The sequence below is a fragment of the Desulfobacterales bacterium genome (assembly GCA_021647905.1).
Lineage (GTDB): Bacteria > Desulfobacterota > Desulfobulbia > Desulfobulbales > BM004 > JAKITW01.
This window is the reverse complement of the sequence record JAKITW010000059.1, coordinates 1-18,558: the sequence shown is the minus strand read 5'-3', so window position 1 is coordinate 18,558 and position 18,558 is coordinate 1. Positions and strand designations below refer to the sequence as shown.

The following is an 18,558-nucleotide window of genomic DNA, read 5'->3' as shown; positions in this document are numbered from 1 at the left end:
CGCCGCCGCGGCGAAGCGAGTTCCTGCTTGATAGCCTGTTTATGAACAGCCGGCCCTTCTCAATGGAGCGGCCGTTGGTAGAAGAAGACCCCTTTCCCGACAGGAGGGGGGTTACTGAATGTTTACCGGAAAACACCGGGGCCGGCTGCCGAGCCCTCAGAATAATCCGCCCTGCTCTTCCTGGCAAGATCCAGGATCATAACTGGTAACGGTTCACCGGGCCCCGGGGATAAGGAGCAGTGCTGAACCATGTTTTTTTTCAAACAGGAATGCCTAACTTTCCCTTTTGTCGAACAGTTGCCTTGTACAGGGGCACGATTCCGGATATACTAACAAAATTATCCCTCTAAGCCTTCTTTGTTACCTCTCCGGAGAATGCTGTTTATGAGTGTTTCAGAAAATGCTGCCCCCCGTTTGTACAACAGCAGAATTCCCAGCACCTATATCAAGCTGGTCCGCGGCAAATACGGTTACATAGATATCAACGAGCTGTTACGCTCCGCCGGCATTGAACCCCATCAGGTCGAGGATGAGGGACACTGGTTCACCCAGGAGCAGATCAACCGTTTTCATGAGCAGCTGCAGATCCTGACCGGCAATAAAAACATTGCCCGGGAGGCAGGCCTCTATTCAGCCTCGCCCGGGGACGTGGGCGGGATCAAGCAGTATATCCTCGGCCTGGCCAGCCCGGCCACCGCCTACGGGCTGATGGGCAAATTCGCCGGCAAGGTCATCAGATCCTCCACCTATCACTCGAAAAAAATCGGCCCCTGCAAGGTTGAAATAAAGGTAACTGCCAATGCGGGGGTCAGGGAAGAACCGTTCCAGTGCGAGAACAGAAAGGGATACCTTGAGGCCTTCTCCAAACTGTTCAACTACAAGCTGCCCAGGATCGAACATCCTGAGTGCATGTTCAAGGGCGGCAGCTGTTGCCGCTATATTGTTTCCTGGCAAAAATCCCCCTCGGATCTGCTGAAGAAGATCAGAAACATCGCCCTGCCGGCCCTTGCCGGCCTCAGCCTGTGGTCCGTCCTTGTCCCGGAGCTGAACACCATGGCCGTTGTACTCGGTTCGGTTTCATTGATTTCAATCCTGGGCTGGTACGCCGAATATCTGAACTCCCGGGAACTGGGGGCCGCGGTCACCGTGCTCGGTGAATCATCGGACAAGCTGTTTGAACAGATCAACCAGAACTACGACAATGCCCTGATGATCAACGAGGTCGGCCAGGCCCTGAATATGGAAGCGGATATCGACGGGGTACTGGACAAGATATGCGTTATCCTGGAAAAACGGCTGGACTATGACCGCGGTCTGTTCATGCTCGCCAATCACGCCGGCACCAGGCTCTCTTTCCGGACCGGCTACGGTCATACCGACGAGCAGCTCGCTATTATAAAAAAGATCGCCTTTCACCTGGACAAAGCGGAGTCCAGGGGGATATTCACCGTGGCCTTCAAGGAACAACGCGCCGTGCTGATGAACGACATCGATGATTACCGGAACGTCCTGTCACCGCGCAGCCGCGAATTCGCCCGCAGACTGGGGGTCAAGGCCCTGATCTGTTGTCCGATTATCTACGGCGACAAATCCCGGGGCGTCCTGGCGGTTGACAATGTCAAGACTAAAAGGCCCTTGCTGCAGCAGGATATGAACCTGTTGATGGGCGTTGCCGCCCAGGTGGGCTCGCGGCTCCACAGCCTGATGCTCGAGGTCCAGCTCCGCCAGACCCAGAAACTGGAGGCGGTGGGAAGCCTGGCCGGCGGGATAGCCCATGATTTCAACAACCTGTTGACCACCATCCTTGGATACAGCGAGCTGATCACCCGCAAACTTCCACCGGATCATCCCCTCCTCCATATGGCCGAGGCCATCCACCAGGACGGCCAACGGGCCGCGGACCTCACCCGCCAGCTGTTGGCCTTCAGCCGCAAGCAGGTGATGGAGATGAAGGTGAGCAACCTGAACCTGATCATCAACGATACGGCCAGGATGCTCGGCCGGCTGATCGGCGAGGATATCGCGCTGGAACTCTTCCCGGCCGAAAAAATCGGCAACATCATGGCCGATGTCAGCCAGGTGGAACAGATCCTGATGAACCTGGTGGTTAACGCCCGGGACGCGATGCCCAACGGCGGCCACCTGACCATTGAGACCGCCGAGGTAATCCTTGACCAGGGATACACTCTTCACCATCAGGGGGTGAAGCCCGGCGCCTATGTCGTCCTGATCGTAACCGACACCGGCGAGGGGATCAGCCCGGAGGTTCAGGAAAAGATATTTGAACCCTTTTTCACCACCAAGATGATCGGCAAGGGCACCGGCCTGGGGCTGTCCACGATCTACGGCATTGTCAGGCAACATAACGGCCACATCTACGTTTACAGCGAACCGGGCAAGGGAACCACCTTCAAGATATATCTTCCGGTAGTCAAGCGACCCCTTGAAAAAACAGAGAAGATCGAGACAAGGGAGATGCCCGCCGGCACGGAGACGCTCCTGATCGTGGACGACGATCCAGCGGTGCGCAACCTGGTTTTCGACACCCTGGCCCCCCTGGGATACACCCTGATGTCAGCCGCCTCCGGCGAGGAGGCCCTGGACCTCTGCAGCAGCACCTCCTCAAGGATAGACCTGGTCTTAAGCGACGTGGTGATGCCCGGCATGAACGGCCTGCGGATGATCGAGCAACTCAAACGCCACCGCCCGGAGATGAAGGCGGTACTCATGTCCGGGTATACCGACAACATCGTGGTCAAGCGCGGGGTGCTGAAACCAGGAATAATCTTCATCAGCAAACCGCTCCAGCCCGTTGCCCTGGCCAACAAGCTCCGGACCGTGCTGGACAATGCAACATAACGGCTGCCCGCGGACCTGACCCATGCCGGACAAAAACGCGCCGCCTCCCCGGCTGCACCTGCCCAACCTGCTGAGCTGCTTCCGCCTGGTTGCCGCGCCAGGACTGCTCTATCTTGCCTGGACCGGAGAGCAGGGACCTTTTCTGACCCTTCTTGGGGCATCACTTCTGTCTGACGCGGTTGACGGCTTCCTGGCCCGGAAAATGGGGATGGTCTCCGAGTTGGGCGCCCGGCTCGACAGCTGGGGCGATCTGGCGATGTATATGACCGCCCTGCTGGGCGCCTGGTGGCTATGGCCGGAGGTCATCACCCGGGAAATATTTTTTGTAATGCTGGCGGTCAGCAGCTACCTGATACCGTTGCTGTTCGGTTTTTTCAAGTTCAAGCGGCTGCCCAGCTATCATACCTGGGCCGGCAAGACAGCAGCACTGTTGACGGCCCCGGCCCTGCTGGTTCTGTTGATCACCGACATCGGCTGGCCGTTTCGTAGCGCCGCGATCGTCTGCGCCCTGGCCGCGGGCGAAGAGATTGCGATCACCCTGCGACTCCGGCAATGGCAATGCGATATCCCCTCCTTATGGCATCTTGTCCGGCAGGGGCCAGACCGGAAAAAACACTCGCAAGGATGATCCAGCTAAGCAGCGGCGAGGTGTTCCGCCTTCTTATTTCTTCTGCCCGGCCTTTTTTGCGATCCGGGCCCAGATGTCGCGCAGGGTCACGGTCCGGTTGAATACCAGCCTGTCCGGGCTGCTGTCCCGCCGGTCCACGCAGAAATAGCCCAGCCGCTCGAACTGGACGATCGCCCCCGGTTCGGCCCGGGCCAACGAGGGCTCAAGCCGGCAGCCGGAGAGGATCTCCAGGGAGTCAGCGGCCAGCAGGTCCTTGAAATCACCATCCTTGACCGCCCCGGGATTCTCCACGGTGAACAGCGGGTTGTAAAGCCGCACCTCGGCGGCCACCGCATGGGCGGCCGACACCCAGTGGATGGTGGCCTTGACCTTGCGGCCGTCCGGGGCATTGCCGCCGCGGGTGGCGGGATCATAGGTGCAGCGCAGTTCCTTGATCCCGCCGCTGGTCTCGTCCCGGACCACCTTGACACAGGTAATAAAGAAACCGTAACGGAGCCGCACCTCCCGGCCCGGGGCCAGACGGAAGAACTTTTTCGGCGGCTCTTCCATGAAATCGTCCTGCTCGATATAGAGTTCCCGGGAAAAAGGGACCTTGCGGGTGCCGGCCCCGGGATCTTCCGGGTTGTTCACCGCCTCCATCTCCTCCACCCGGCCCTCGGGATAATTCTCGATCACCACCTTGAGCGGCTTGAGCACCCCCATCACCCGGGGGGCCCGCTTGTTCAGATCCTCGCGCAGGCAATGCTCCAGCAGGGCCATGTCCACCATGCTGTCCTTTTTGGCCACCCCGATCCGCTCGCAGAAATCGCGGATCGCCGCCGGGGTATAGCCGCGCCGGCGCAGGCCGGAGATGGTCGGCATCCGCGGGTCGTCCCAGCCGCTGACATGGCCGTTGTTCACCAGCAGGAGCAGCTTGCGCTTGCTCATCACCGTATAGGTCAGGTTCAGGCGGGCAAACTCGATCTGCCGCGGATGGCAGGGGACATCCAGTTGATCGAGGATCCAGTCGTAGAGCGGCCGGTGGTCCTCGAACTCCAGGGTGCAGATGGAATGGGTGATCCCCTCGATGGAGTCGGACAGGCAATGGGCGAAATCATACATCGGGTAGATGCACCAGTCATCCCCGGTCCGGTGATGGCGGGCCCGCATGATCCGGTAGATCACCGGGTCGCGCATATTGAGATTGCCCGATGCCATGTCGATCCTGGCCCGCAGCACATGGGCCCCGTCCTCGAACTCACCGGCCCGCATCCGGGCAAAGAGGTCGAGATTTTCAGCCACGCCCCGGTCCCGAAAGGGGCTCTCCCGGCCCGGCTCTTTCAAATTGCCCCGGTACCGGCGGATCTCTTCGGCGGTGAGGCTGCAGACATAGGCCTTGCCCGCCTTGATCAGTTGCCCGGCGAATTCGTAGAGTTTCTCGAAATAGTCCGAGGCATGGTAGAGATGATCGCCCCAGGAAAAACCCAGCCAGCGCACATCCTCCATGATCGAATCGATATACTCGACCTCTTCCTTGCTGGGATTGGTGTCATCGAAACGAAGGTGGCAGCGGCCGCCATACTCCCGGGCCAACCCGAAATTGAGGCAGATGGACTTGGCATGGCCGATGTGAAGATAACCGTTGGGCTCGGGCGGGAACCGGGTCACCACCCGGCCGTTATTCTTGTTCGCCTCAAGATCCTGGTTGATGATTCTCTTGATAAAGTTGGAAACCAGGGCTATATCGTCCGTGCTCATACTGGCATTTTCCTCTTAAGTATCTGTATGGAATGGATCACAGGGCATGGGAAATCGTCAGAACCGCTGATCCCGCTATCCGCCGTGGGAACACAACCCCTGGATCAGGATATCGTCGCCCAGCCGGCGGGTACGGATCGAATGGAGCCGGAGAACATCTTTTTCATGCGTCTCTCCGGAAAAAGAGACCAGCGGCACCCCGGCCTGGCCGATAAAAATCGGGGCCACATATAAAAACACCTGGTCCACCAGTCCGGCTTGCAGAAAAGAGCCGTGGACTCGACCGCCGCCCTCCACCAGCAGCGAACTCAACTGGGCCCGGCCCAGTTCGGCCAGCACCTCCTTGAGGTCCACTCCGCCGCCAGGGGCTACGGCAACCGGTATGACCCGGGCGCCGGCCTCTTCCAGGGCATGTCGCCGGACCGGGTCGGGACCGGGACCGCAGAAAATCCAGGTAGCGGCCGCGGATTCCAGACTGAGCATCCGGGCCGCGGGTTCCATCCGCAGCCCGGTATCCAGCACCACCCGCAGGGGATCATCGCCCGGCTGCCGAGCCTTGGCCAGCCGGACGGTCAGGCAGGGATCGTCGGCCAGTACCGTATCGATGCCCACCAGGATGGCGTCCACCTGGTCCCGCAGTCGGTGGACCGCCCGGCCGGACCGCTGGTTGGTGATTCGCAGCGGCTGGCCGGGAACAGCGGCGATTCTGCCGTCCAGGCTGATCCCGGCCTTCATGATCACCCAGGGCAGGCCGGTTGAACTGTGCTTGACAAAGGGAGCGATAAGCTGGCGACACTCATTCTCCAGCACCCCGCTGACAACCTCCAGCCCCTGGCCGGCAAGAAACGCGGCCCCGCCGCCGCTAACCCGGGGATTGGGATCAGACGAGCCGATCACCACCCGGCTGATCCCGGCCGCAACTATCGCCCGGGTGCAGGGCGGGGTCCGGCCGGTATGGTTGCAGGGCTCCAGGGTGACGTAGATGGTGGCGCCACGGGCCGCAAGGCCGGCGTCATTGATGGCATGGATCTCGGCATGGGGGGTGCCGGCCTTTTTATGATACCCCTGGCCGACAACCACGCCGTTGTTGACCACCAGCGCGCCCACGCACGGGTTCGGAGAGGTGCGTCCCAGCCCCTTGCGGGCCAGCTTGAGGGCCTGGCGCATATAATGAAAATCGGACTTCATGACTACTTCCTGGTGGCGAGCAGCCCCTTGAGTTCGTCCATGAACTCGTTGATATCCTTGAACTGGCGATAGACCGAGGCAAAACGGACATAGGCGACCTCGTCGAGATGGGACAACCCCTCCATCACCCATTGACCCACCTGTTGGGTGGGGACCTCCCGCTCGCCCAGGTCCTGGAGTTTCCGCTCCAGTTCATCGACAAAGGTGTCAATCTCTTCCATGCTCACCGGCCGCTTCTCGCAGGCCTTCTGCAGCCCCTCCACCAGTTTGTGCCGGTCCCAGGCCTCACGTCGGCCGTCCTTTTTGATCAGCATCGGCATCATCACCTCCAGCCGCTCATAGGTGGTGAACCGCTGGTTACAGGACTCACAGGCCCGCCGCCGCCGGGTGATGGTATAATCCTTGTTCAACCGGGAATCAACTACCTTGTTTTCCAGGGAACCGCAATAGGGACATTTCATGACGTACCCGATGAGTGTCAAGCAGGAGTGAACCGACCGGCGCAACTCATCACGGGGTAAGTAACCAGGCCGGAATTATAAGGGAAAAATTGCAGGTGATCACTTACAGCCGAGCTGCCTGAGCGTAATCCCGGCCTCGGCCAACATTTCGATCGCCAGGGGATCATCGTAACCCTCTTTGTAAGAGATACTCACAATCCGGGCATTTATCAACATCTTGCTGCAGATGGCGCAGGGCTGGTTGGTGCAGTAGAGGGTGGCGCCGGCCAGACTGACCCCGTGCAGGGCCCCCTGGATGATGGCGTTCTGTTCGGCGTGCAGGCCGCGGCACAGTTCGTGCCGCTCGCCCGAGGGCACCCCCTGCTGCTCGCGCAGACATCCCTGCTCGGCGCAGTGGCGAATATTGACCGGGACCCCGTTATAGCCGGTGGTGATGATCCGCTTGTCGCGGACAATGACTGCCCCGACCTTGCGCCGCAGGCAGGTTGAACGTTGGGCCACCAGTTCGGTGATGCCCATGAAATATTCATCCCAGGAGGGACGGGGATTGGAATCCATCATGGTGGAAGCCTGAGGTCGCCGGGGTTAATTTCCTTCCCATTGCATCTTGGGATAAATCGGGAAACGACCGCAGAGTTCCCGGACCTCAAGCCGAATCCGGCCCAGTTCCTCTTTGTTGTCGCGGTTGTTGAGCGCCCGGTCGATCCAGGTCGCGATCTGTTCCATCTCCTTTTCCTTGAGGCCACGGGTGGTAACCGCCGGGGTGCCGATCCGGATGCCGCCGGTCACAAACCGGCTCTGGGTGTCAAAGGGAATCGCGTTCTTGTTCACGGTCAGCCCGGCGGCCCCAAGCACCTCCTCGGCCACCTTGCCGGTGATATCCTTGTCAGCCAGGTCGACCAGCAGCAGATGATTGTCAGTGCCGCCCGATACCAGCCGGAAACCATGGCGGCCCAGGGCAGCGGCCAGGGTCTGGGCATTGGCAACCACCTGGCGCTGGTACGCATGGAACCCGGGGGTCATCGCCTCCTTGAAACTCACCGCCTTGGCGGCAATCACATGGACCAGCGGCCCGCCCTGGATACCGGGAAAGATCTTCGAGTCCAGCCGTTTGCCATACTCCTGCCGGGCGAGAATCAAGCCGCCGCGGGGGCCGCGCATGGTCTTATGGGTGGTGGTGGTGACAAAATCAGCGTACGGCACCGGCGACGGGTGGGCCCCGGCGGCGATCAACCCGGCGATATGGGCCATATCCACCATGAGCATCGCCCCGACCCGGTCGGCGATCCGTCTAAACCCCTCAAAATCGATGATTCGCGGATAGGCGCTGGCGCCGGCCACGATCAGCTTCGGCTTATGGGCCAGGGCCAAGCGCTCGACCTCCTCCATGTCGATCCGCTCGCTCTCCCGGGTCACCCCGTAGGAGACGATGTCATAGAACTGTCCGGAAAAGTTAACCGGGCTGCCGTGGGTGAGATGGCCGCCATGGGCCAGATCCATGCCCAGGATCGTGTCGCCGGGCGAGAGCACGGCAAAATAGACCGCCATGTTGGCCTGGCTGCCGGAATGGGGCTGGACATTGGCGTACTCAGCGCCAAAGATCTCCTTGGCCCGGTCAATGGCCAGGGACTCCACTGCATCGGCAAAATCACAGCCGCCATAGTAGCGACGGTTGGGATAGCCCTCGGCGTATTTATTGGTAAAGATCGAGCCCTGGGCCTCAAGCACCGCCCGGCTGACGATATTTTCCGAGGCGATCAGCTCCAGCTGGCTGCTCTGCCGCTCAAACTCGGCCTTGATGAACCTGTAGATATCCGGATCAACCTGATTGAGAAACGACACCGTGCTCTTCCTTATCTTGCAAAACTTTTCGTAACCGTCGGCAAGGGGGGAGGATTTCCCCTCTAATCCGCAAGCGTTAACCTAAAACTTATCCAGCCGGCGCTGGTGTCTTCCTCCGGCAAACTCGGTTGTCAGCCAGGTCCGGACCATTTCAACGGCCAGACCGACTCCGATCACCCGGGCCCCCATGCAGAGGACATTGGCGTTGTTGTGCTCCCGGCTCATCCGGGCGGTAAACTGTTCATGACACAGGGCCGCCCGGATACCGGCAATCCGGTTGGCTGCCATCGACATCCCGATTCCAGTGCCGCAGATCAAGATTCCGCGCTCATTGCGGCCGTCGCGCACCGCATTGCAGACCGATCTGGCAAAATCGGGATAATCCACCGATTCCGGGGAATCACAGCCATGGTTGTCCACCTCATGGCCCAATTCGGCAAGCAGGGCCGCAACCCTGTTCTTCAGATCCAGGCCGCCGTGATCACAGCCAATGGCAATTTTCATGATCCCCCCCTTTTGTTGCCGCCCTATTCCGTGAACCGCTTCAACACCAGTACCGCATTGGTGCCGCCAAAGCCGAAGGAGTTGGACATGGCGGCCCGGATCTCCATCTTCCGGGCCTGATTGGGCACATAATCAAGATCGCACTCCGGGTCGGGATTTTCCAGGTTGATGGTCGGCGGGGCGAGTTGGTGGTGCAGGGACAGGGCGGTAAACACCGTCTCAATCCCGCCGGCGCCGCCCAGCATATGGCCGGTCATCGATTTGGTCGAGCTGATCGCCAGCTTACGGGCGTGCTCCTTGAATACGGTCTTGATCGCCCGGGTCTCGCAGACATCGTTCAAGGGGGTGGAGGTGCCGTGGGCATTGATATAGTCGATATCCTCCGGCCCCATGCCGGCATCATCCAGGGCCATGGCCATGCAGCGGGCCGCACCCTCGCCGTCCTCCGGCGGGGCGGCCATGTGATAAGCGTCCCCGCTGAGGCCGTAACCGACAATCTCCGCCAGGATATCGGCCCCGCGACCGCGGGCATGCTCCAGCTCCTCGATGATCAGCATGCCGGCGCCCTCGGCAATGATGAATCCGTTGCGGTCCCGGTCAAAGGGCCGGCAGGCGCCCTGCGGATCGTCGTTGCGCCGGGACAGCGCCTTCATCGCGTTGAAACCGCCCACGGCCAGGGGGCAGATGGTGGACTCGCTGCCGCCAACGATCGCTGCGTCGCAGTTGCCGCGGCCGATCATCCGGAAGGCCTCGCCCACCGCATGGGTGCCGGCGGCGCAGGCAGTGGTCACCGACAGGTTGGGCCCCTTGGCCCCGAACTGGATCGAGATCTGGCCGGCGCTCATATTGGAGATCGCCATGGGTATGAAAAACGGGGTGATTCGCCGCGGGCCGCGCTCCATATACACCTGGTGGTACTTTTCGATAATCGGCAGGCCGCCGATCCCGTTACCGGTAACCACCGCCACCCGGGCGGCATTGTGGTCATCAATGGTCAGCCCGGCGTCCTCAACCGCCATCATCGCCGCGGCCACGGCATACTGAACGAACAGCTCAAGATGCCTGGCAAGCTTCTTGTCCAGGAACGCATCGGAGTCGAAATCCTTGACCTCGGCGGCAATCCGCACGTCAAAGGCACTGGCGTCAAATCTGGTTATGGGTCCAATGCCGCTGACCCCGTTGATCAGGTTCCGCCATGTCTTATCGAGCCCGGTTCCCAGGGGAGTCACCAGGCCCCCGCCCGTCACCACTACTCTTCTCTTCACCTCGTCACTCCTCGTCCACCGTTCCCTGTCAAGGGGAGTCTGTTTCCTCTTCCCCTGCCGGCCGGACCGGGATATCCCCCGTTCGAACAGTCCACGCTGTCATCCACCAGCTTTTTTCCGAACCCGGCCGACAACGGGTTATCCGCCATCCGGGCCTGGCCCTGAAATAAAAGCAGGTGGGGGGAGTCCCCCACCAGGCCGGCGGTTTCCGATATCGTACCGGGCCTCCCGGTTACCCGGAGAGGTTATCCGCGGTCAGCCGGATCAGGCCGACTTAACATGCGCAATGGCATCCTTGACCGAGGTGATCTTCTCGGCGACCTCGTCGGGAATCTCAATATCAAAGGCCTCTTCCATGGCCATGATCAACTCGACCAGATCCAGGGAATCAGCGCCCAGATCATCCACAAAGGAGGCCTCCGGGATCACCTTGTCACGTTCAACATTCAACTGTTCCACGATAATATCAATTACCTTCTCTTCTGCCGACATCTTAATCTCTCCTTGACGTAGTTGACGCCCCCGTGGCCCTTCCACGAAACCGCCTCGTTTTCCTTAACACGATCACAACTTAATTTTCACAAAAAAACCGCCTGGCCGCCGGCTTCGATGCAGCCGCGCCAAACCTGATGAACTCGTAATAACCCGAAAGGCTTCAAATGCCACCCAATAAAATCAACAAGTTACAAGACGAATCACGTCCGTCGAGCGGGTTGTTGCGAGACCGACAAACCTGATGGTTCCCAAAAAGTCTGGTTTCACCGCAGAGAGCGCAGAGGTCACAGAGTTAATTATTTAAAATAATAAAAGTTTCTCTGCGGTCTCTGCGCGCTCAGCGGTAAATATTTTAGTTCCCAAAAGGGATCAGCCCATGAACATGCCGCCGTTGACATGCAGGACCTGGCCGGTGACATAGCGGGCCTCGTCAGTGGCAAGATAGCCCGCTGCCGCGCCGATATCCTCGGCCTGGCCCAGAAAACCCAGGGGTATCTGTTTAAGAATGAGTTCCTTGACCGTCTCGGGCAGGTGGCTGGTCATCTCGGTGTCAATATAGCCCGGCGCCACCCCGTTGACCGTGATTCCCCGGGGGGCCAGTTCCCTGGCCATGGAGCGCAGCAGGCCCACCAGGCCGGCCTTGGCTGCCGCATAGTTGGCCTGGCCGGCATTGCCGGCAAAACCGATCACCGAGGTAATGACGATGATCCGGCCCCACCGTTTCTTCATCATCGGCCGGCAGGCCGCCTTGATACAGTGGAACGAGCCCTTGAGATTGGTGTTCAGCACCGCATCCCAGTCTTCTTCCTTCATGGTGGCCAGCAGCCCGTCCCGGGTGATCCCGGCATTGCTGACCAGGATGTCCAGTTGGCCGTGCTCAACCACAATCTCCTTGATCGCCGCCTGCACCTCGCTCCAGTCGGCAACATCAAAGCGCATTGCCCGGGCCGATCCGCCCCGGCCGATGATCTCCGCCACCGTCTCCTCGGCCGGACCGGGCCGGCTCACATAGTTGACCATAACCGTGGCGCCCATCCCGGCCAGGCGCAGACTCACGGCCCGGCCGATGCCGCGGCCGCCGCCGGTCACCAACGCTATCCTGCCGGTCAGACTCATCTTCTAGGCCCTCTGTTCGAATTTGCGGATAAGTTGCGGCACCACCTCAAAGACATCGCCGACAATGCCGTAGGTGGCCACATTGAAAATAGGCGCCTCGGGATCCTTGTTGATCGCCACGATCACCTCGGCGGACTGCATCCCCACCAGGTGCTGGATGGCGCCGGATATACCGCAGGCGATATATACCTTGGGGCAGACCGTCTTGCCGGTCTGACCCACCTGGTGGGGGTAGGAAACCCAGCCGGAATCCACTGCGGCCCGCGAGGCCGCCACCGCGCCGCCAAGTACATCGGCCAACTCCCGGATCAGGGCAAATCCCTTTTCGTTTTCCAGGCCGCGGCCACCGGCCACGATCACGTCGGCCTCGCCGATATTCACCTGGTCCAGTTCCTCCACCACCGAGCGAAGCACCCGGGTCCGCGACCGGAGCCGTTCGGGCTCCGGAGTATAATTGATGATCTCGCCGGCCCGCGCCGAATCCGCGGGGATGGGCTTCATCACCCGGGGCCGTACCGTGGCCATCTGCGGCCGGGTGCGGGGGCAGACAATGGTGGCCATCACATTGCCGCCGAATGCCGGCCGGGTCTGCAGCAGGGCCCCGTCCTCGTCGCGGATGGCCAGTTGGGTGCAATCAGCGGTAAGCCCGGCCCCAAGACCGGAAGCCACCCGGGGGATAAAGGAACGGCCGATGGCCGTGGCCCCGGCCAGAACGATCTCGGGACGGTGCGCACGAATGAGGTCTTCCAGAATGTTGGCATAGGCCTCGTCGGTAAAATGGGCCAGGCCCGGATCATCCACCTGAAAGACCAGATCAGCACCATGGGCCACCAATAATCGACCGTTCTCACCCAGATCAGTGCCGAGCAGCACCGCGGACAGGGAAACATTGCGCTGATCGGCAAGCTGCCGGCCGATGCCGAGCAACTCCAGGGCCACCGGGGCCATCCGGTTGTTGCGGAATTCGGCAAAGACCAGCACCCCGGACCAATCGCTCAAGTCGACCTCTTCACCGGCCTCCTGGCGCTCAATGGTCAGCGCTTCCGCCTCGCAGCTGTCAACGCAGGCCCCGCAGAGATTGCAGTTGTCGCCGACTTGGGCGATCCCGTTCACAACCGTAATCGCGCCAAAGGAACATTCATCCTCGCAGATTCCGCAGCCTATGCAGGCATCGACATCAACGTACAGCATGCTTAAACCATGGCCTCCAGTTTTTCATACAACTGCTCAACCTGCTCAGCCACGGTCCCGGACAACATGGTGCGCTCCCCGCTCAGCTCCGGGGCAAAGACCCGGACCACCTGGGTGGGCGAGCCGGCCAGTCCGATACAGCGGGGATCAGCGCCGATGGCCGCGGCGTCGAGCATGGCAATCTCCATCTTTCTGGCCCGCATCTTGCCTTTGAGCGAGGGCACCCGCGGTTCGTTGATCTCCTTGATCACGGTAAGCAGACCGGGCAGGGGCAGTTCGACCTCGTCATAGCCGTCATCCATCAGCCGCTCCACGGTGAGACATCCGTCCCCGCAACCAGACACCTTGCGGACATAGGTGACATAGGGGATATCCAGCCGCCAGGCCAGCCCGGGACCCACCTGGGCGGTATCACCGTCAATGGCCTGCTTGCCGCAGATGATCAGATCACAGCCGCCGATGGTATCAATGGCCCGGGCCAGGGTATAGGTGGTGGCCCAGGTATCGGCGCCGGCAAAGGCCCGGTCCGAGACCAGCACCGCCTGATCGGCCCCGCAGGCCACTGCGTCGCGCAGCATCTCCGCTGCCTGGGGCGGCCCCATGCTCAGCGCCACCACCGTGCCGCCGTGCTGCTCCTTCAGGCGAACCGCCTCTTCCAGGGCATGCCGGTCATAGGGGTTCATGATGCTCTGCACCCCCTCCCGGGCCAGGGTGTTGGTCTTGGGGTCCAACCGGACATCCTTGGCGTCCGGGACCTGTTTGACGCATACGACTATCTTCATAACACTCTTCCGGGTCTCTCGTTTGTAATCGATCCTCGGCAATACCGTTCCCGGCCCGGCCGGCGTGAAAAAAGTTCTACCTGTTATACTCCTTATTCAGTTCCTGGCCAATGACATTCCGCTGGATCTGATTGGTCCCCTCGTAGATCTGCAGGATCTTGGCATCGCGCATCATCTTCTCCACCGGGTAATCCCGCATGTAACCGTATCCGGCCAGCACCTGGACCGCATCAACGGTCACCTTCATCGCCATGTCAGTGGCCATCACCTTGCACATTGAAGAGGCCTTGGTCATATCCCTGGGATGGGCGTCGATATGCTTGGCCGCGGCATAGACCAAGGCCCGGGAGGCCTCGACCTGGATGGCCATGTCGGCCAGCAAATGCTGCACCGCCTGGAACGAGATAATCGGTTTGCCGAACTGGACCCGCTGCTTGGCGTAGGTAACCGCCTCGTCCAGGGCCGCCTGGCCCAGACCGACACCCAAAGCGGCAATCCCGGGCCGGGAGAGATCAAGGGTCTTCATCACGGTGATAAACCCCATGCCGACCCGGCCCACCAGCCGGTCCTTGGGAATCCGGCAATCCCTGAAGATCAGCTCCCGGGTCGAGGAAGCGCGGATGCCCAGTTTTTTTTCCTTGGCCCCGTATGAAAACCCGGGATCAGTATCCTCGACCACGAACATGCTGGCGCCGCGCGGCCCCTTGGACCGGTCGGTCATGGCAATAACCGTGTAGATCTGGGCCTCGCCCGCATTGGTGATCCACTGCTTGGTGCCGTTCAGCACCCATTCGTCGCCGTCAGGCACGGCAGTGGTCTGGATCCCGGAGGCGTCGCTGCCGGCATTGGCCTCGGTCAGGGCAAAGGCCGCCCGCGTGCTGCCGCTGGCCACACTGGGCAGATACTTCTGTTTCAGCTCCTCGCTGCCGGCAACGTAAATCGGATAGGCGCCCAGGGCGCTGGCCGCAAAGGCGGTGGCCACCCCGACGCAGCCCCGGCCCAGTTGTTCCAGGGCGAGGACGTTTTCAAAACAGCCGCCGGCAAAACCGCCGTACTCCTCGGGGATAAAAAGGCCGAACAGATCAGCCCGGGCAATGGCCGCGAGGATCTCGGTGGGAAACTCGTCCTTTTCATCGAGTTCGGCCCGTTGCGGGATAATCTTTTCATCGGTGATCTGGCGACAGATATCCACGATCATCTGCTGTTCTTCGGTCAAAAAATAATCCACTTTTATCTCCCTCTTTTGGTTGCATCAGGTAGATGTTCAGACCAGGCGGACAGAACTTGACGATCAGCGCAAGGCGTTTCAGCCATCCGCCGGCCGCGCCTCTCCGCCGCGCTACCAGCGGACCAGGGCCGCTCCCCAGGTAAATCCGCCGCCAAACACCGCGAACAGCAGCAGATCGTCCCGGTGCAGGGCCCCGCCCCGGTTGGCCTCATCCAGGGCCACCGGCACACTGGCCGCCGAGGTATTGCCATACTTTTGAATGGTGGTATACACCTTGTCAAAGGGCAGCTCCAGCCGTTCGGCCAAACTCTTGAGGATACGAATGTTGGCCTGGTGCGGGATCAGCATCCTGATCGCGCCGATGTCCACATCCTGATCGTCGAGAAGCCGCCGCACCGCACTCTCCATTGACCGCACCGCGTTCTTGAAAACATCCGGCCCGGCCATTTTGATCACAGCCTCATGGTTGCCGATGATGTCAAGATCCGGGTTCCGGCTCGGCGCCCCGCCCAGGCTGAGCAGCTTCCACAACCGGCCGTCGCTGTAAAGCCGGCTTGCCAGCAGCCCCCGGTCCTGGTCGGTTCCGCTGAGCACCGCGGCGCCGGCGCCGTCACCGAACAGCACGCAGGTGGAGCGGTCCTGCCAGTTGACCCGGGCCGAGAGATTCTCAGCGCCGATCACCAGTATCTTGATCTCCGGGTCGGCCCGGATATATTTGTCCGCCACATCCAGGCCGTAAACAAACCCGGAACAGGCGGCATTGAGATCAAAGGCAAAGGCGTTCAATGCACCCAGTTCTTTCTGGACCAGGCAGGCGCAGGATGGCATGACCAGATCCGGGGTAATGGAACAGACGATAATCAACCCCAGTTCCGCGGCCGACACCCCGGCCATGGCCAGGGCCTCCCGGGCCGCCGCCGTGCCCAGCCGCGAGGTTTCCTCCCCGGCCCCGGCTATCCGCCTGGTCCTGATCCCGGTCCGGCTGGTGATCCAGCTGTCCGAGGTGTCGACCATCTTTTCCAGGTCAGCATTGGTCATAACCCGCTCCGGCAGGCAGGAGCCGGTGCCGATGATCATCGACCTGGTCATGACGTACCCCCCGGGCCGGGCCGTGGTCCCGGAGTCTCGCCGGTTGCGGCCTGGCCGTGGCCGGTCTCGGCCAGCAGCTGGATGATATGATCGTTTACCTTGTTCCTCGCCATTTCCGCTGCAACCCTGATCGCGTTTTTGATGGCCCTGGCGTTGGAGCGGCCATGACAGACAATGCCGATGCCCTTCAGCCCCAGAAGCGGGGCCCCGCCATATTCGGCATAATCAACCCGTTTCTGGAAATTGGTAAAGGCGCGCCTGGCCAGAAGATAGCCCAGCTTGGCGCTGAAACTCTTGCCGATCTCTTCCCGCAACATGGCGATGACCACCTCGGCCAGCCCCTCGCTGACCTTGAGGCAGGCATTGCCGACAAACCCGTCGCAGACAATCACGTCGGTATTGCCGAGAAAGGTATCCCGGCCCTCGACGTTGCCGATGTAGTTGAGCGAACTGCGCGAAAACAGCTCATGGGCCTGCTTGACCAGGGTATTGCCCTTGCCGCCCTCCTCGCCGATACTGAGCAAAGCGACCTTTGGCCTGCGGTTGCCAAACAACACCTGGGAAAAAGCAGCCCCCATAATCCCGAATTGAAAAAGATGCTGGGGCCGGCAATCAACATTGGCCCCCACATCCATCATCACCACCGGCTTTTTCAGTGTTGGGAAGATACTGGCAATGCCCGGCCGCGAGATATTCTTCAACCGGCCGAGTCCGCGCATGGCCGCGGCCATGGTGGCCCCGGAATGACCGGCGCTCACCACCGCGTCCACCCGGTAACTTTTCAGCAGGCCAAAGGCCACGACAATGGACGCGTCCTTCTTCCGGCGTACCGCCTCAAAGGGGGACTCGTCCATGGAAATGATTTGTGAGGTATGAACAACGTCAATCAGGGAGTCGCGCGTTGCGCGACCCGGTAATGCCTGGGAGATAAGTTTCTCGTCGCCCAGCAGGGTGACGCGCAGGTCCAGTTCATCGACAGCCTGCACGGCACCGGCAACCAATTCCGCGGGGCCCCGGTCACCCCCCATAACATCCAGGGCTATCCGCACCGTCATGCCTAGCTTAACTCATCGTCCAGTTTTATAACCGTCCGTCCCTTATAGGTGCCGCAACCGGCACACAGCCGATGGGGCAGTTTAGGCTCACCGCATGCGGAGCAAGCAGAATAAGAGACCGGGGTCAGTGCATCATGGGACCTGCGTTTCCGGGTCCGGGAATGTGAATGTCTGCGTTTTGGTAAGGCCACGGGATTCCTCCACTACACATCTATTGAGAATAGTTACTTTTTTTCAACTAAAAAAATATGGCGTGAAAGACAGGGCAATCCCGTCTCCCACGCTCCTACTAAGTAGCCGTTGACTATAAGAAATTATCTCCTCTTGTCAAGTCATTTTCCCAGGAGCCGGATTATTTGAAGCTCCTTGCGACAGGCCGCGGGGATTGCCTTTTGCTTTGGGGGATTCCGTTCCGCCTTGCATGTACAAGCCACTGTTATTCCTTGCGGCGCCGTTGCTCTCCTGGTCAACCACGGCTCAGTTTACGCAACCAGCTGGCCAGCCCGAGGAAGAGAAAGATATTCGCTGAAAACAGGCCATAGGCATGGGCCGCTGTTCCCCTGGGATCAAGATGTTGAAAAAACCAGCCCATGGGCGATGCAAGAAGAAGCGAGGAGAGGACCAGGTAGCCGATAAGATGAAGAAAAAAAAGGACGAATCCGGCCAGCAGCATCCCCCACTGCCGCTCGAGTCGGCCCTTGAGCCGGGTCAGCCCGGCCTCCAGCGCCACCAGGGCCCCGGCCAGGACCGCCCCGGGAAGGACGGCCCCCGCAACCAGCCACCAGGAAAGATGCTGATAAAACACGAAAAAGGCGGTCTGGCCGCAGGCCAGCAGTAAAAAAACAAACCAGGCCGAAAAAAAGGACCCCGGAAAAACGGACAGCAAGGGCCGACGCCCCCGCTTGAACGGATGCCGGGGCCGGGGCAACCTGCCCTGTTCCATTGCGCTTATCATCAGGGACCTTTTCTCCGGAATCCGTGACGGCAAAAACGGAATTTGAAACAACTTCGGCAGGATATGCTTATGGCTTCCGAATCGCCGCCGCGGCGAAGCGAGTTCCTGCTTGATAGCCTGTTTATGAACAGCCGGCCCTTCTCAATGGAGCGGCCGTTGGTAG

The 18,558-nt window shown here is 60.5% G+C and carries 19 protein-coding genes; 3 read left to right on the top strand and 16 right to left on the bottom strand.

The window, feature by feature from the left end; genetic code table 11:
- The 3 genes from L3J03_09350 to L3J03_09340 all read left to right on the top strand — a co-directional run.
- On the top strand, positions 1 to 209 hold a 209-nt coding region (locus L3J03_09350; GenBank protein ID MCF6291181.1), incomplete at its 5' end, for a hypothetical protein.
- Between the two features lie 175 nt (positions 210 to 384).
- Positions 385 to 2,859 (top strand): ATP-binding protein, encoded by a 2,475-nt coding sequence (locus tag L3J03_09345; GenBank protein ID MCF6291180.1) that lies wholly within the window; start codon positions 385 to 387, stop codon positions 2,857 to 2,859.
- Positions 2,860 to 2,881: 22 nt separating this feature from the next.
- On the top strand, positions 2,882 to 3,487 hold the full coding sequence (locus L3J03_09340) for a CDP-alcohol phosphatidyltransferase family protein (protein MCF6291179.1): 606 nt from the start codon (positions 2,882 to 2,884) through the stop codon (positions 3,485 to 3,487).
- Between the two features lie 33 nt (positions 3,488 to 3,520).
- Here the strand turns inward: L3J03_09340 and L3J03_09335 are convergent, their stop codons facing one another.
- From L3J03_09335 to L3J03_09260, 16 genes are all read right to left on the bottom strand, one after another.
- Positions 3,521 to 5,224: a glutamine--tRNA ligase/YqeY domain fusion protein gene (locus L3J03_09335; GenBank protein MCF6291178.1), complete on the bottom strand. Its 1,704-nt coding sequence runs from the start codon at positions 5,222 to 5,224 to the stop codon at positions 3,521 to 3,523.
- Between the two features lie 75 nt (positions 5,225 to 5,299).
- The gene (gene ribD, locus L3J03_09330) at positions 5,300 to 6,412 is read right to left on the bottom strand and encodes a bifunctional diaminohydroxyphosphoribosylaminopyrimidine deaminase/5-amino-6-(5-phosphoribosylamino)uracil reductase RibD (protein MCF6291177.1); all 1,113 of its coding nucleotides are present in this window, start codon (positions 6,410 to 6,412) and stop codon (positions 5,300 to 5,302) included.
- 2 nt (positions 6,413 to 6,414) lie between these two features.
- The gene (gene nrdR, locus L3J03_09325; GenBank protein ID MCF6291176.1) at positions 6,415 to 6,873 is read right to left on the bottom strand and encodes a transcriptional regulator NrdR; all 459 of its coding nucleotides are present in this window, start codon (positions 6,871 to 6,873) and stop codon (positions 6,415 to 6,417) included.
- Positions 6,874 to 6,972: 99 nt separating this feature from the next.
- On the bottom strand, positions 6,973 to 7,434 hold the full coding sequence (locus tag L3J03_09320; protein MCF6291175.1) for a cytidine/deoxycytidylate deaminase family protein: 462 nt from the start codon (positions 7,432 to 7,434) through the stop codon (positions 6,973 to 6,975).
- A gap of 24 nt (positions 7,435 to 7,458) precedes the next feature.
- Positions 7,459 to 8,715, bottom strand: coding sequence for a serine hydroxymethyltransferase (locus L3J03_09315; GenBank protein ID MCF6291174.1), 1,257 nt, complete (start codon positions 8,713 to 8,715; stop codon positions 7,459 to 7,461).
- 81 nt (positions 8,716 to 8,796) lie between these two features.
- The gene (gene rpiB, locus L3J03_09310; protein ID MCF6291173.1) at positions 8,797 to 9,222 is read right to left on the bottom strand and encodes a ribose 5-phosphate isomerase B; all 426 of its coding nucleotides are present in this window, start codon (positions 9,220 to 9,222) and stop codon (positions 8,797 to 8,799) included.
- Positions 9,223 to 9,242: 20 nt separating this feature from the next.
- Positions 9,243 to 10,484 carry a beta-ketoacyl-ACP synthase II gene (gene fabF, locus L3J03_09305; protein MCF6291172.1) on the bottom strand — a complete coding sequence of 414 codons (1,242 nt, stop codon included), beginning with the start codon at positions 10,482 to 10,484 and terminating at the stop codon, positions 9,243 to 9,245.
- Positions 10,485 to 10,748: 264 nt separating this feature from the next.
- A complete protein-coding gene (locus tag L3J03_09300) occupies positions 10,749 to 10,976 on the bottom strand; it encodes an acyl carrier protein (protein ID MCF6291171.1) in 228 nt (75 codons plus the stop codon).
- Positions 10,977 to 11,348: 372 nt separating this feature from the next.
- Positions 11,349 to 12,095 carry a 3-oxoacyl-[acyl-carrier-protein] reductase gene (gene fabG / locus L3J03_09295; GenBank protein ID MCF6291170.1) on the bottom strand — a complete coding sequence of 249 codons (747 nt, stop codon included), beginning with the start codon at positions 12,093 to 12,095 and terminating at the stop codon, positions 11,349 to 11,351.
- A 3-nt stretch (positions 12,096 to 12,098) separates the two neighbouring features.
- Positions 12,099 to 13,286 (bottom strand): FAD-binding protein, encoded by a 1,188-nt coding sequence (locus tag L3J03_09290; GenBank protein ID MCF6291169.1) that lies wholly within the window; start codon positions 13,284 to 13,286, stop codon positions 12,099 to 12,101.
- A gap of 2 nt (positions 13,287 to 13,288) precedes the next feature.
- The gene (locus tag L3J03_09285) at positions 13,289 to 14,068 is read right to left on the bottom strand and encodes an electron transfer flavoprotein subunit beta/FixA family protein (GenBank protein MCF6291168.1); all 780 of its coding nucleotides are present in this window, start codon (positions 14,066 to 14,068) and stop codon (positions 13,289 to 13,291) included.
- A gap of 76 nt (positions 14,069 to 14,144) precedes the next feature.
- Positions 14,145 to 15,296, bottom strand: coding sequence for an acyl-CoA dehydrogenase family protein (locus tag L3J03_09280; protein MCF6291167.1), 1,152 nt, complete (start codon positions 15,294 to 15,296; stop codon positions 14,145 to 14,147).
- A 111-nt stretch (positions 15,297 to 15,407) separates the two neighbouring features.
- Positions 15,408 to 16,385, bottom strand: coding sequence for a ketoacyl-ACP synthase III (locus tag L3J03_09275; protein MCF6291166.1), 978 nt, complete (start codon positions 16,383 to 16,385; stop codon positions 15,408 to 15,410).
- Positions 16,382 to 17,440 (bottom strand): phosphate acyltransferase PlsX, encoded by a 1,059-nt coding sequence (gene plsX / locus L3J03_09270; GenBank protein MCF6291165.1) that lies wholly within the window; start codon positions 17,438 to 17,440, stop codon positions 16,382 to 16,384. The genes L3J03_09275 and plsX overlap by 4 nt, the downstream gene beginning before the upstream one ends.
- Before the next feature lie 2 nt (positions 17,441 to 17,442).
- Positions 17,443 to 17,631 (bottom strand): 50S ribosomal protein L32, encoded by a 189-nt coding sequence (gene rpmF, locus L3J03_09265; GenBank protein MCF6291164.1) that lies wholly within the window; start codon positions 17,629 to 17,631, stop codon positions 17,443 to 17,445.
- 275 nt (positions 17,632 to 17,906) lie between these two features.
- A complete protein-coding gene (locus tag L3J03_09260; protein ID MCF6291163.1) occupies positions 17,907 to 18,395 on the bottom strand; it encodes a hypothetical protein in 489 nt (162 codons plus the stop codon).
- Between the last annotated feature and the right edge of the window lie 163 nt (positions 18,396 to 18,558).

Bases quoted from the DNA above. Each gene is read 5' to 3' on its own strand.
- L3J03_09345 (MCF6291180.1), top strand. From the start codon at position 385: ATGAGTGTTTCAGAAAATGCTGCCCCCCGTTTGTACAACAGCAGAATT.
- L3J03_09340 (MCF6291179.1), top strand. From the start codon at position 2,882: ATGCCGGACAAAAACGCGCCGCCTCCCCGGCTGCACCTGCCCAACCTG.
- L3J03_09335 (MCF6291178.1), bottom strand. From the start codon at position 5,224: ATGAGCACGGACGATATAGCCCTGGTTTCCAACTTTATCAAGAGAATC.
- ribD (MCF6291177.1), bottom strand. From the start codon at position 6,412: ATGAAGTCCGATTTTCATTATATGCGCCAGGCCCTCAAGCTGGCCCGC.
- nrdR (MCF6291176.1), bottom strand. From the start codon at position 6,873: ATGAAATGTCCCTATTGCGGTTCCCTGGAAAACAAGGTAGTTGATTCC.
- L3J03_09320 (MCF6291175.1), bottom strand. From the start codon at position 7,434: ATGATGGATTCCAATCCCCGTCCCTCCTGGGATGAATATTTCATGGGC.
- L3J03_09300 (MCF6291171.1), bottom strand. From the start codon at position 10,976: ATGTCGGCAGAAGAGAAGGTAATTGATATTATCGTGGAACAGTTGAAT.
- fabG (MCF6291170.1), bottom strand. From the start codon at position 12,095: ATGAGTCTGACCGGCAGGATAGCGTTGGTGACCGGCGGCGGCCGCGGC.
- L3J03_09290 (MCF6291169.1), bottom strand. From the start codon at position 13,286: ATGCTGTACGTTGATGTCGATGCCTGCATAGGCTGCGGAATCTGCGAG.
- L3J03_09285 (MCF6291168.1), bottom strand. From the start codon at position 14,068: ATGAAGATAGTCGTATGCGTCAAACAGGTCCCGGACGCCAAGGATGTC.
- L3J03_09275 (MCF6291166.1), bottom strand. From the start codon at position 16,385: ATGACCAGGTCGATGATCATCGGCACCGGCTCCTGCCTGCCGGAGCGG.
- plsX (MCF6291165.1), bottom strand. From the start codon at position 17,440: ATGACGGTGCGGATAGCCCTGGATGTTATGGGGGGTGACCGGGGCCCC.
- L3J03_09260 (MCF6291163.1), bottom strand. From the start codon at position 18,395: ATGATAAGCGCAATGGAACAGGGCAGGTTGCCCCGGCCCCGGCATCCG.